11 protein-coding genes are annotated in these 12,184 nt (G+C 66.2%); 8 read left to right on the top strand and 3 right to left on the bottom strand.

Translation table 11 applies throughout. The features are described from left to right. The first annotated feature begins 1,681 nt into the window (after positions 1–1,681). Both ABZ934_RS29800 and ABZ934_RS29795 read left to right on the top strand, forming a co-directional pair. Positions 1,682–2,152 (top strand): XRE family transcriptional regulator, encoded by a 471-nt coding sequence (locus ABZ934_RS29800; protein WP_361319042.1) that lies wholly within the window; start codon positions 1,682–1,684, stop codon positions 2,150–2,152. 167 nt (positions 2,153–2,319) lie between these two features. Continuing rightward, positions 2,320–2,940 (top strand): hypothetical protein, encoded by a 621-nt coding sequence (locus ABZ934_RS29795; RefSeq protein ID WP_361319040.1) that lies wholly within the window; start codon positions 2,320–2,322, stop codon positions 2,938–2,940. A 261-nt stretch (positions 2,941–3,201) separates the two neighbouring features. Here the strand turns inward: ABZ934_RS29795 and ABZ934_RS29790 are convergent, their stop codons facing one another. After that, positions 3,202–3,615 (bottom strand): hypothetical protein, encoded by a 414-nt coding sequence (locus tag ABZ934_RS29790; protein WP_361319038.1) that lies wholly within the window; start codon positions 3,613–3,615, stop codon positions 3,202–3,204. Positions 3,616–4,420: 805 nt separating this feature from the next. Here ABZ934_RS29790 and ABZ934_RS29785 point away from each other — a divergent pair. The 6 genes from ABZ934_RS29785 (at position 4,421) to ABZ934_RS29760 (ending at position 8,519) form a co-directional block, all read left to right on the top strand. Beyond that, a complete protein-coding gene (locus ABZ934_RS29785; RefSeq protein WP_361319036.1) occupies positions 4,421–4,729 on the top strand; it encodes a hypothetical protein in 309 nt (102 codons plus the stop codon). Positions 4,730–4,779: 50 nt separating this feature from the next. Further along, complete coding sequence (locus ABZ934_RS29780) at positions 4,780–5,364, top strand: DUF5819 family protein (protein WP_361319034.1); 585 nt, start codon at positions 4,780–4,782, stop codon at positions 5,362–5,364. Positions 5,365–5,411: 47 nt separating this feature from the next. After that, a complete protein-coding gene (locus ABZ934_RS29775) occupies positions 5,412–6,374 on the top strand; it encodes an HTTM domain-containing protein (protein WP_361319032.1) in 963 nt (320 codons plus the stop codon). Between the two features lie 242 nt (positions 6,375–6,616). Beyond that, complete coding sequence (locus tag ABZ934_RS29770) at positions 6,617–7,117, top strand: hypothetical protein (protein WP_361319030.1); 501 nt, start codon at positions 6,617–6,619, stop codon at positions 7,115–7,117. 139 nt (positions 7,118–7,256) lie between these two features. Beyond that, positions 7,257–7,670, top strand: coding sequence for a DUF393 domain-containing protein (locus tag ABZ934_RS29765; RefSeq protein WP_361319028.1), 414 nt, complete (start codon positions 7,257–7,259; stop codon positions 7,668–7,670). A gap of 9 nt (positions 7,671–7,679) precedes the next feature. After that, the gene (locus ABZ934_RS29760; protein WP_361319026.1) at positions 7,680–8,519 is read left to right on the top strand and encodes a serine hydrolase domain-containing protein; all 840 of its coding nucleotides are present in this window, start codon (positions 7,680–7,682) and stop codon (positions 8,517–8,519) included. Positions 8,520–8,944: 425 nt separating this feature from the next. Here ABZ934_RS29760 and ABZ934_RS29755 read toward each other — a convergent pair whose 3' ends face one another. Both ABZ934_RS29755 and ABZ934_RS29750 read right to left on the bottom strand, forming a co-directional pair. Continuing rightward, positions 8,945–11,434 (bottom strand): Helicase associated domain protein, encoded by a 2,490-nt coding sequence (locus ABZ934_RS29755; RefSeq protein ID WP_361319024.1) that lies wholly within the window; start codon positions 11,432–11,434, stop codon positions 8,945–8,947. Between the two features lie 212 nt (positions 11,435–11,646). Next, positions 11,647–11,886 carry a hypothetical protein gene (locus tag ABZ934_RS29750; RefSeq protein WP_361319022.1) on the bottom strand — a complete coding sequence of 80 codons (240 nt, stop codon included), beginning with the start codon at positions 11,884–11,886 and terminating at the stop codon, positions 11,647–11,649. Positions 11,887–12,184 lie beyond the last annotated feature (298 nt).

Below are 12,184 nucleotides of genomic sequence, written 5' to 3'. Positions count from 1 at the left end.
GCAGGTACGACCTGCGGCACCACTGCGGCTTGCAGGCCTCGGAGTAGAAGAGCCGGGGAAGATTCTGTCAATGCCGTCTCCGCAGGCACGCTCTACGGGTCCCGCATGCCGGCGACGTCCCGTCTCCGTGAGCACGCCTGCGGCACCACTGTGGCGTGATGATGTTGTGGCGGAGCCAGTCGATGGGCTCCGTCTCTGCGGGTTCGGTCCCGCAGCACTACTCCGGCGTCGTGCTCGGCCGGGACGACGAGAGTAACCCGATCCGTCTCCGCGGGCCCGGCCTGCGGCACCACTGCGGCAAGCAATAGGGCCAGCGGAGCCCACAGGCCCCCGGCCGCCTCCGCGGGCCCGGCCTGCGGCACCACTGCGGCGGTGTCAGCGTCGGCGACTGACAGGACACCATGCCTCCGTCTTCGCGGGCCCGGCCTGCGGCACCACTGCGGTATCGAAACGGAGGAGACTGAGATGGTCATGGAGGAGCGTCTCCACGGGCGCGGCCTGTGGCACCACTGCGGCAGAATCTCGGCGAGTGGGGTGGCCAAGCGTGCATTCCGCCTCTGCAGGCAGGGCCTGCGGCACCACTGAGGCACCCATGAGGTATCGCGGGAGGGCGACCCCCAACTGCCGTCTCCGCAGGTCCTTCCCGCGGCACTACCCACTACACGACGCAGGACCGCCCGACACCCCGTCTCCGTGGGCACGACCTGCGGCACCACCGTGGCAGCTCATTGATGCTCATCTCCAACGTGATGAACGCCGCCGTCTCTGCGGGCTCACCCTGCGGCACCACTGCGGCGATGGAGCCGAGATCGGGCTGATGCTAGGCCTGGCCCGTCTCCGCGCGTGCTACCCGCGGCACCACTACGGCCGTGATTCGGAGGCCGCGCTGGACCAAGCCGTGGCCCGTCTCCATGGGCACGCCCCGTGGCATTACTACGGCTATACGCTGCGCGATGCCTGGAACGCAAAAGCCGGGCCGTCTCCGCCGAGCACGACTCGCGGCACCACTGCGGCATGTGGTTCGTCGGTGCCACGCCCTGCCCTGGGGACCGTCGGAACCCCCTGCGGCACCACTGCGGCGTCCACCACGACGGTGTGACGCCCATCGTCCGCACCGGTAGTCTCTGCGGGCTCACCCTGCGGCACCACTGCGGCTACCAGCCGGGGGAGATGAAGGGCCAGTGCTGGCTGGCGTCTCCGCGGGCTCGCCCTGCGGCACCACTGCGGCGACCGGTGGGAGGCCGGCACCCGCGACTGACCTCACCGTCTCCGCAGGAACCCCCCGCGGCACCCCTGCGGCGGCAACAACTCCCAGCAGGACTAGACCAAGGACGGGGCGTCTCCGCGATACAACGCGCGGCACCACTGCGGTCACCTGGCCACCAACGGCTCCGGATCCTATGGCAAGCCATACCCGTGGGCACGCCCTCCGGCACCTGCGATGCGCCTCTTCCATGTCAGTGGGTGGTGTCAGTGAGGTTGCGTCAGGTAATGCCGTTTGTGCTGGTGGAGGTGGTACTCGGATTCGGCTCACTGACATGGGACGGTGCTTGGGGGGCGGGGTGCTGACATGGGGCGGTAGATGCCCAGGTCGTACACTGACACGAAACCGGCAGATCGCCTGGAGCGCGCGGCCCACGCCGCGTTCACTCGCCCGATCCCCAAGAGCACGGGCGCGCAGATGCGGTACCTGGTCCGGCAGCACAAAGGGTCCACCCGGGCGGTGGCCGGCCTGTTGGGCATCTCGCAGCGCACCGTCGAGCGGTACGTGAAGGACCAGATCCGGAAGCCGAAGCCGGTCCTCGCGGACCGTCTCGTGGGGGAGGTCCGGCGCCGGTGGCAACCCCTGGTCCGCAAGCGCGCCCGGGACCAGGCGGCCCGCCAGACCGGACTGGTCATCGAGACCCGCGCCCGGTTCGGGTTCACCGCGGCCCCCGGAACCACGGACGACGGCCGGATGCGCCGCATCACCCAGCACCTCCCGCCCGAGTTCGCGGGCGTCGCCGCACAGGACGCCGGCGCCGCCGAAGCCGAGCTCCAGGCGCTCGCCGCCGAAGGGCTCCAGGAGGTCTACTTCAAAGACGGCGGCGGCCGCGCGCAGGGGCTGCTGGTGGAGTTCACCGACATCGACTACGTTGAGATCGGCATCTGATCCCACCAGGCCCGCACGCAGACCACGAGGCGTTGTGACTGAGCGTCGTAGTTGGCGCTTGAGCACGCGTTGGCGGTTGAGCACGATAGGTGGTCTGGCAGTGGGGTGTGCGAGGGCGATGTGAGTATCCAGTCGGCATGCAGCGCTGCCCTGCTTATGCTGCCGCCATGGGTTTGGATCTCATGCTGTTCATGGCGGACTGGAAATATTTGAGTGCCATACCCGTCGAGAAGCGGGTTGAGGCGCTGCACGATGCCGTTTGGCCACCGGAGCTTGACCACGAGGACTACCTCAACAGGCCGCGCGGCGGCTGGACGTGGATCCCGGACCGCGAGTCCGCATGGTGCGCCCAGTACGACTTCTTCACCACCACGGGCGCCTATCGCCCGCACCCCCGCGCGGGGGATGCGTGGGCCGACATACGGCCCCTCCTCGACGCGTCCTTGCGTGAGGCGACGGACACCTTCCTCGACGGTCTGATCTGGGACGCGGACCCGGCCGACGACCCCGCGCTGACCGGCAGCGGAGGATTCTTCCCGCCCGCCACCGACCGCTGGCACCCATCGCTCCTCCTGGTATGCCCGCCCAAGGCCCTGCCTGGCAAGGCGCACGCCTGGACGCAGGTGGAAACCCGCCTCGAAGAGCTGCGCCAACCGTTCGCCGCCGAATGCGAGGGCTGGGCAGGACGCCCGGACACCTTCGAAGATTTCACAGCGCTTCTGCGTGAATGGGGCGACGTGACCACCAAGGCAGCGCGCTGCGGCTGGGGGCTGGTGGGTCTGCCCTAGCCGTCAGCCGCGAGAGGCGCGCGGCCCGCATGCGTTGCACACCCCGAAGTGAGTGCCACAACTGGCGAACGCCGCCAAGTGACGTGCTCAGTCACAGGCGTGCCCGCGTTGTCCCCGTAGCGCAGCGGCGGGAGATCTGGACGCGGTCGGGTGAGGCCCCGAGGAAACTTTTTCCTCGGGGCCCCGCGCGTTATCCGGCGCTCTCACACCAGTCCGCTGATCGGCCATACCGATGAGCCGAGTTCCGGACCTGATCGACAGTCACACGATGCGCTGCGCCGCGTCCCATTCGTCCAGGGCGGGGCGCAACCGGGGAGCGAGGGGCTCCGAGAGCTTGCGGCTGGCGAGCGAGCGCAGGTAGGGCTCTGCCCCCTGGAGCAGGCCGGATCGAGGGTGGAGCGCCACCAGGGCCCGGTAGGTGCCGCGCTCCAGAAGGTGGCTCCAGGAATCGATGTCGACCTGGTCCTGGGGCGCGGCAATGTGCCCGCCGACGAAACCGCCCACGGTCTTGGTGCAGCAGTTCCAGCCGTAGTCGATGACGCATCGTTCGCAGGCGAGGATGCCGCGCATCTTGGGATAGCGGCGCTGCCACTCGCCATCGAGGGCGACGACGTCTCGGGCGAGCGGAATCTTCTTGCGGTACAGGCAGCACGTGATGCGGAATGCGGTGGGCACGGTCAGACTCTCCATCACCTATGGGTTGGACGTGCTCAGTGGGCCGGGTGTGGGGCAGAGTCGCCGTGCCGCGGGCCGCAGCGATACCTGGCACATGGGCCTTCGTGGGTGCCGCCCGCAAGCCCGGTCGGTACACCCACGGCGGCCTCCGGCGACAGGGCCGACGGGCGTACGGCTGCTTGTCGGGTTCGTGCCGGAGTTCCTGGCCGCCTGCACTCCCGACCAATCTCCCTGCGCAGCAAGGGGTCGGGACTGGTTGTGCCATGAATGCGAGTTATGACGTGGCGCTTCTCACACCCCGACGGCAGGATTAGGACATTGCTGATCTTCAAATTGAACTTAGCGGCCTAGCCGTTTGGCGGAAAATGCGCGTCGCGAAAGGGGACCCGAAAAATGGGACGTAACTCTCCGCAACGCAGGGGGTGACTCTATGTGGGTTTGTACCATTTTCGTCCGTGATTGTCGCCGAGTGGCAAGCGAGAAACGATTTGATCAAGCGATTTATTTCGGACACTGAAGGGACTGCGGTAGGCGGTGGACAGTGATCATGAAGTGTGAAACGGTCATTTCGAATTCGCGGGGGAATCCCTGGGGGTGCATCGATTCTTCGATCCAAGCGATCTCCAGGCGGGCGTCCTGACCAGACGCCTTTCTTTCGTGGATGGAACCGGGGGGTTTGGTGCATCTTTTGTGTGCGCCTGCTGGTCGTTTGTCGCGTACCCATCGCGGTCGACCCTTCGTTTCCTAATTCCTGACAGGTCCTCAACAGAGAACCCTGGCGGAAGCCAGAGGATAAGGAGAGAAAATGAAGAAGCTTGTTGCAGCGGCGGGTGTTGTTGCCGGCGGGGCTGCCTTGGTGCTGAGCATGCAGGGCTCGGCGCAGGCTGCGGCTCCGCAGGCTCCCGTGACCCAGGTGGCTTCCCAGTCCGACGCTGAAATGCAGCCGATGGGCTTTGGTAGCTTCCTCGCCAAGGCTGCTGTCCACGCGAAGGCTGCGTGCCCGTCGGTGGCGAAGGGCGCCGGCCAGGTCGCCAATGACCTGTTCGGAACCCACGTGGCTCCGAGCCAGGGGCTGAGCACCGTGAACGCGATGGACACGGTCTTCGACAAGTGACATCGCACATTGTGGTCCGGAGGGCAGCGCTTCTCATTGGCGCTGCCCTCTTGGGCGCCTACTTCCTGGTTGCTTCTTTTTCTCAGATGCCTCTGAACCCCGTCAAAGTCAAGTATTACGACCGGGTGAATCAGGTGATGCAGCCCTATCTGGCACAGAACTGGATGCTCTTTGCCCCGAACCCACTGGCAGATGACCGGGGTATTCTGGCACGCGCCAAATGCCAAGATGGCACGCTGACAGGCTTCTACGATGTCACTCATGCTTATGTAAAACAGACGCAGGCCGATCGCTTCTTTCCTTCTCGCATCGATCGCCTGGTCAGCGGAACGATCACGCAACTGGACAACGGTGATCCGATCCTGCAGAGGCTAAGGGACAGCGAGAAGGAGAAGAAGAAGCCGGAGATCCCCCTCCTTCCGTTTGAGAAGACATCACGGGAACAGGCGGAGAGATTCATGTCCCGGTACTCACTGACGCAGATGCCCGACGCCTGCGGTGGGAACCCTGCCGCCATACAGGTACGGGTCTACGTTCATGAACTTCCTTCGTGGTCCAAGCGCAAGGACCACACGGCCAAAGGGACCACGAATTACCTCGACCTGAGCTGGAAGGAGGCCGACGCACTCAAATGAGAAAAATAATCGCTGTGACAGATAAATGGGCAACCCATCCTGTGAGTGTGACCGGAGCATCGGGGACCCGCGTCCTGCTCGGGTTTGTCGGTCTCATGTTCTATGTGAGCCAGTACGGCGACCGGGAATTCCTGTTCGGGCCCAAGGGTGTGCTTCCCTGGCAGGAGTTAGTACGGCAGATCCACGCGAGCGGTACCTTCAGCCTCTACGCGGCTAGCGCTTCCGATACATGGTTCCAGATCATTTACCATCTCGGCCTCATTGCTGCTCTTCTGGTGGTACTGGGCGTCGGAGGTCGGGTAGGCCTGGCCGTCCACTGGGTTTTTCTGTGGTCGCTCTATGAACGCCAGCCTGTGCTGCTCGATGGCGGCGACAACCTGGCCTACCTAGTCATCCCCATGCTTCTCCTAACTCGTTGTTACGACCGATTTTCGGTGTCCAGCGGCCTCGCCACCAAGGTGGTGAAGCGCCTCCCCGAATCGCTTCGATCCATATCGACCCCACTGCATAACCTCGGCGTTCTCGCGATCGCCCTGCAGATGTGCCTGGTCTACATCGTCAGCGGCCTCTACAAGGTGCAGGGCCAGATGTGGCAGGACGGAACAGCCCTCTTCTACGTCCTCAGGGTTCCGGAATTCAGCTTCCCCGGCCTGTCGCACCTGGTCTACGAAAATGACTTCCTCGTCTTTGCGGGGACCTACGTCACCGTGCTCTTCCTCGTGTACTTCCCCCTGGGAATACTGGTGCCCGCTCTACGCCCCTGGGCAGCGATCATGTCTATTGGGTTCCACTTGGGAATCGCGGTGCTCATGGGCCTGACCGGATTCGCCATGACGATGGTCGCCTGCGATCTGATCTTCCTGAGCAAGGGGCTGGACGAAGCGATCGCTCTGGGCGCCGGCCTGATCCAGAGAGCCCAGTCCCGCCCCTCCGAAGGCGGAACCCGGACAACAGAAGGCGGGCCGCTTGCACTGCCCGACCTCGAAAAAACAGGGCGACCTGCGACGTAAACGGTCATCCATTCCATTTCCGGCAAGGTGGCGTCGTGTGGAATACAACCAGGGAGGCGGCGTAGCCATCCTCCGAGGGCTCCACCAATCCGTGGGCCGCTTGGCTCAAATACGGCGGCCCTACGCCACGACGTGCCTAGCCTTGAAAATCAAGACCGCGCACCTCATGAGGGCTGACCAGAGAGCTGGACCTGAAGTTGGAAGTTTCATCAACTCCGAGTGGCCCTCGGCAGGGCGGGAGCATGATCGGCCTGTTCTGGGTGACGGAGGAAGACGTCTACCTGGGTCTGCCGCCGACCGCGCAGATGACAGGCGTATCTATGTCCCCCAGCGAGCTGCGGATCGTTGGCCCTGAGGAACGCGTGTGGGCCTGGCCCGAAGTGACGGACCTACAGGTGGACAATGTGCCGGTCCGCTCGGCCGTGGTGCGGTGGGCGACCCGCGCAACAACCTTCGCCGCTGCCGCCCTGGACGCCTGGGTTCCCGGCAGCCCCGCCGAGATGACCGTGGCGGTCAGCACGGGCAAGCACCGGACCGAAGTGCCAGTCTTCTCCGCTGCGGCTACCGCGTACACACAGCGTGAAGTCGACCTCTCACACGCCCTGCTCGCCCACTTTGTCCGAGGCACCTCCTCACCCGCCACCCTGACGGACTGGTGGAAGGAAACCCGACCGGTGGGAGTCCTGCGGTCGCGTCAGCGCGAAGCCATCCTCGAAGGCTGGGCTGCCCCGCTTCTCTCGTAGCGCCGCAGCAGACAGGGCCCCACCCCGCGCTTTCTCAACAGCGCCCCACCCGCCCGGCAAGCCGGGCCGCCGGCACCACAACGCGGCCCGAGGAGCCCGCCCACGCCTTATCTCCTGTGAACGAGAAGAGCTTCAGCCCGTGGAAAACACAGCGGTCAGTAGCAACGCGTCCCAGCAGCACACCGTGCTGGCCTTCGACGGTGACTGCGGCTTCTGCCAGTCAGCCATCCGAAAGATCCAGCACCGAGCGCAACCGCAGATAGCGGCTGTGCCCTGGCAATTTCTTCCCCCGGAGCTGACGCAGCCCCACCTTCGCCGGCTGGACCGCGAAGTCCTTCTTATCGACGGAAGCCGGGTGCGGTACGGCGGCGCTGCTGCTCTCGCATGCTTCGTCGGCTCCTCGTCAGCCCGCCGCTATCGAGCAACGGCACGGTTCCTGCGTCTCCCTCCCCTCAGTCTGGCCGCTCATGTGGTCTATCGGTGGGTGGCAAGGAATCGGCACCGGATGCCTGCCGGCACAGCGGCCTGCGCGATTCCCCGCACCCCCAACTGAAAGGCTGGCATGCGACCGGTACCCACCTGCATTCTCAGCAGCTTCGACGAACCAAGGGCCGAACACGGACATGACCTGGACAAGTTCGTCCAGATCGGCTCACTGACCAAAGCGCTCACCGGGACCGTGCTGACCCGTCTGGCCTCTGCAGGAATGCTGCAACTGGACGACCCGGTCGAGCAGTTCATTTCCGCCCCGGCCCACACCGGCATCACGCTGCGACACCTGGCGGAACACACCTCCGGCCTCCCGCGGGTTCCGCCAGGCCTGCATCGACGTGACCCCTATTCATCCTTCGACGCCGCAGCCCTCGACGCTCTCATAGAACGGCTGGATTCCCTCACCACCAGCGCCCCGGGAGAAACAGAGGAGTACTCCAACCTGGGTTACGCCGTTCTCGGCGCCGTGCTCTGCGCCACATCAGGAGCGTCTTACGAGGAGCTACTGCAGGAGCACGTTCTCGCGCCCCTGGGTGTCACCGATGTGACGTCGAGCCCCCCGCCGGACCGGCGACTTTGCCGACGCGGAATGTTTGGACGCCCACGCCGTCCGTGGACGATGGACGGTGCCATCCTTCCCGCCGGAGGGCTATGGGCCACCCCCCGCGCCGCCGCCCATGTCACGACCGCGCTCCTCGTCGAGCGGAAACTGGGCGAACCCGCCCCTTCCTGGCAGGCCGCCGGTCCTCTTCTCTGGCACAACGGTGCCACCCGCGATGCTTCAGTCTTCACCGGTGCAATGCCGGACGGCACCTGGATTCTGGTCCACCGCCTCTCCGGACAGGCCGAGACCACCGACAACCTCGCCATCCACCTCCTGAAGCAGGCCAGCACATCATCGCCCCGCTGAGGGGTGCCTGCGATGTGCCGGTTTGGTGTCGGTGGGGGTTGGCAGTGACGGGTCGTGAGTCGGGTGTTTTTGTGTTGGTGGTATGACCTGGAGGCGTGTCCGTTACTGGCATGGAAGCGGTGTTTGGGGTGGTTGTTGCTGTCATGGGGCGGTACACCACCACGGTCTCCACTGCCACGGAAACGGTGCTTCTTATCCATGGCGGGTGTGCCGGTCGGGAGGCTTGGGGCGTGTGGAGGTTGTCCCGGTCGTGGGGTGTGTCGTGGTGGGGGAGCGGAGTGTGTTGCGGAAGGCCGCGTGGGTGGAGATGCGTGGCGCGGCGGTGGGCCGGCTGCTGGAGTTGCGGGCGGCGGGTCGGCTGACGGCAGGCTTTGTGCGGACGCCGCTCACTACATGTGACCCTGGCCAGCGGCGGCGCCCCGCTTCTACTGCGCCCAGTGGATGCCGAGTTCGGTGAGTGCTCGGAGTTGGTCGGGGTGGAGTCGGTCGCGCCGGGTCTTCTGGTTCATGATCCAGATTCCGGTGCGGTGTGTGGTGCCGTCGGGGAGTGTTTCGGTGTGTGTTCGGGGGACGGTAGTCGTGCCTTCCCGCTGGATGTACTGCGCCAAGGCATCCAACCCCTTTTGGAATGCCCTGCCGCCCGCGCCCGGCCCGGATGTCGCGGCGGCCTTCGCGGGGGCCTTACGCGCCTGTACGGGCTTCTTGACGCCGAGTTCGGCGAGCCTCTTCCGCTGTTCCTGGTTGAGTTGGTTCCAGTCGTGTTGTTGGGTGGTGAGCCAGTGGCCGATGTCTTGGCCGTGTCGGGTGACTCCGGGGGCGATGTCGGTCAGGCGCGCACCTTCCGCGAGGAGTTGGGTGAGGTAGGTGTAGTGGCGTTGCCAGTCGACGGTCCAGCCGTTTTCGCGTGGGTTCCAGTGGGGGTCGATGGCGGCGAGTTGGGCGGCTCGCCGGTGGGCGCGGTGGGGGTTTTTGCCGAGTCCGCCGGGGCGGCGGATGTTGGTGAGCCATTGTCCGATCGGCTTGTCGAGTGCGGTGGCGTGTCGTGGGGCGGCGAGGGTGCCGTGGAGTTGGTAGTAGTGGCGGGCGGCGGCGAGGTTTTCGGCGAAGGCGGCGTCGGCGGTGTCCCAGACGATCCCCAGCTCCTCGAGCTCGGCCGCCCGTTCCCCGGTCATCTGTCCCGCCCGGTAGACGCGCCGTTGGTCGGAGAGCCACCTGCCGAGCGGGTACGCACCCTCGGTGTGCTCGTACGGCACCTCCAGGTGGTTCTCCCGCTCCCGGTAGCGGTACGCGGCCTCGATTCCGCGTCGCCGGTCTTGGCGTTCGGTGTTGATGATTTGGTAGTTGATCCATTTGGCGATGAGGGCGGGGTCGCGTGGGGCGGCGAAGCGGAGGATGAGTCGGCTCTCGTCCTCGCCTTCCCCGGGCGGCGGTCCGATGGGGAGCGACGGATCAACCACTCGCTTTCGAGGTTCCTGTGGAATCGCGAGCATTTCCACGGCGCGGGAATCGTGGGCCCGGAGCCCTTCCAACACCCGAATCAAAGGGAGGTACGAGTTCGAGGAGAGCATGTCCTGCGGCCTTTCGTCCTTCGCGAGGAAAACGGGCACGATCAGGGTCGCCATTTTGCCCTGGCCTGGTTTTTGTCGTAGGGCTCGGCCGATGGCTTGGACGATGTCGACGGCGGAGCCTTTGGGGTCGATGAGGGCCACACTGTCGGTGGCTCGGATGTCGACGCCCTCGCTCAGGACACGGCAGTTGGCCAGCACGGCGCGCCCTGCCCGGCGCCCGAAGTCACCCAGGACCGCCTGCCGGTGCTCCGGGTCGTGTTTCCCTGCCAGCCATCCGGCCCACACCTTCTCCGGATGCCGGGCGGGATCCACCTGGTGGAGCCGGCGAGCGACACGGGGCAGCCCCGCCGCGAACGCCTCCGCCTCGATGGTGCGGTGATGAAAAGTGATCGTGGTCTTCAGATCGTGAGCGGCCATGGTCTCCAACAACACCGCCTGGAGCGCCGCGAGCCGCTCACCACGCAGCTGCTCCTCGTACCGCTCCTCACTGACCAACCGGTCCGGCGTGACCACTGGATCGGTGAGTTCGGCGACCACGATCTGGTACCGGGCCAGCAGCCCCCGAGACACCGCGGACGCCAGCGACAGCTCGTAGACGACCGGCCCGAACACGTTCTCGTCGTCCATCGAGCACGCCATCTCCTTGGGGAGCCGGTCCCACACCCGCCGCGTCCGGCCCGGCGTCTCCTCGTCCACGACGGCCACCTGCGCCTCGTACAGCTCCTGCTCGCGGGGGCCGCGGGCCGGTCGTTCCGTCCAGATGCGGGGGGTGGCGGTCATGTACAGCCGGCGCATGGCCGGGATGACCTCCTGGTGGTGGACATCGGCCCATGCCTTCCCCGCCGACCCGGAGGTGCGGTGCGCCTCGTCGACGACGACGAGGTCGAAGACGTCCATCGGCAGGTTGTACTCACCTCTGTGCGCTTCGGCGATGACCGGCAGGGAGGCGTAGGTGGCGTAGACCGTCACCGGGCCGTGGCCGTGCCACAGGGCCAGCTGCGGCGCGGATGTCGTGGACCGGACGTCGAGCTGCCACAGGTGGACGTTGTCCTCCAGAGAGCACACCGCGACCGCCGGCCCCGTGTGACCGGCGAGGCGCCACTCCCGAACGGTCTGGGTGAGCAGGTCCAGGGTCGGCAGCAACACCAGGACCCGCCCACCACGCGCCAGCCGCAGCGCGGCCGCAGCCGCCATGAACGTCTTCCCGGTCCCGCACGCGGCCACCACCGTGGCCCGAAGCCCCGCCTCCGGGATCCGCTTTCCCGGCGGAATATCGAGCCCACGGACAATCGCCTCCACCGCTTCCTCCTGGTGAGGACGGAGGACGATGTCACCGGTCTTCTGCATTCGGCACTCCACGAAATTCAGAGAGGCGGGAGCCCGCCGGGAGATGGTGGTGATGTTCTCGGGATACTACACACTACATCTCGTTGTGATGCGTACGGAGACTGTACCGCGCATCGAGGCGGAAACAGGCGTCTCGGACACGAAAGCCGCCCGTCCACCCGCGGTGCTGCGCTCCGCAGAGAGTGTGGTTGGGCGGCTTCCGCTGTGCGGTGTCAGCCCAGCAGGGGCAGTCCACCACCGAGACGGGGCAGTCCACTACCGATCAGGGGGAGCTGACCGAGAGCCGGCAAGCCTGCCGCCGCGGGGAGTCCGGAGACCGAGCCGAGCAGGGGTGCCGCCTGGGTCGTCAACTGGGTCACCAGGGGGAGTCCGTCCGCGGTGGCGGTGCCTGCGGAGCCCAGGAGTGCAGCGCCGGCCAGGAGCGTGGCGGCGAGAGCCTTGGAGTGTGTCATCGGTTCACCTTCCGAACGTTTGGGACAGGAGAGAGTCAGTGCACCGGCGAGAGCCTCGCCTGGCATTCCTGTTCTTTGATCAACGATGTGGAGGCGGGTAAGACACAAGCCGCCGTCTTGTTGTTGGTGTGGGTCTGGAGGCGGAGCCGGAAGGTTTCAGGGGTGGGAGCGGAGCGGACACCCCAACGGGCCGAAGGCCCGGGCCTGCCCGTCGCCCACGGCGTGACCCGCATCCTGGCCGGCGCCCTGCCCGCAGGCCTGGGCCGCGCCGCCGAGACGCCCGCCGAGACCGACCACT

Source organism: Streptomyces sp. NPDC046557, assembly GCF_040645975.1.
In the GTDB taxonomy this organism is placed as follows: Bacteria; Actinomycetota; Actinomycetes; order Streptomycetales; family Streptomycetaceae; genus Streptomyces.
The sequence above is the reverse complement of the archived record's forward strand: the minus strand, read 5'-3'. Positions and strand labels throughout refer to the sequence as shown.

Bases quoted from the DNA above. Each gene is read 5' to 3' on its own strand.
- ABZ934_RS29770 (WP_361319030.1), top strand. From the start codon at position 6,617: ATGATCGGCCTGTTCTGGGTGACGGAGGAAGACGTCTACCTGGGTCTG.
- ABZ934_RS29750 (WP_361319022.1), bottom strand. From the start codon at position 11,886: ATGACACACTCCAAGGCTCTCGCCGCCACGCTCCTGGCCGGCGCTGCA.
- ABZ934_RS29795 (WP_361319040.1), top strand. From the start codon at position 2,320: ATGGGTTTGGATCTCATGCTGTTCATGGCGGACTGGAAATATTTGAGT.
- ABZ934_RS29760 (WP_361319026.1), top strand. From the start codon at position 7,680: ATGCGACCGGTACCCACCTGCATTCTCAGCAGCTTCGACGAACCAAGG.
- ABZ934_RS29800 (WP_361319042.1), top strand. From the start codon at position 1,682: ATGCGGTACCTGGTCCGGCAGCACAAAGGGTCCACCCGGGCGGTGGCC.
- ABZ934_RS29785 (WP_361319036.1), top strand. From the start codon at position 4,421: ATGAAGAAGCTTGTTGCAGCGGCGGGTGTTGTTGCCGGCGGGGCTGCC.
- ABZ934_RS29755 (WP_361319024.1), bottom strand. From the start codon at position 11,434: ATGCAGAAGACCGGTGACATCGTCCTCCGTCCTCACCAGGAGGAAGCG.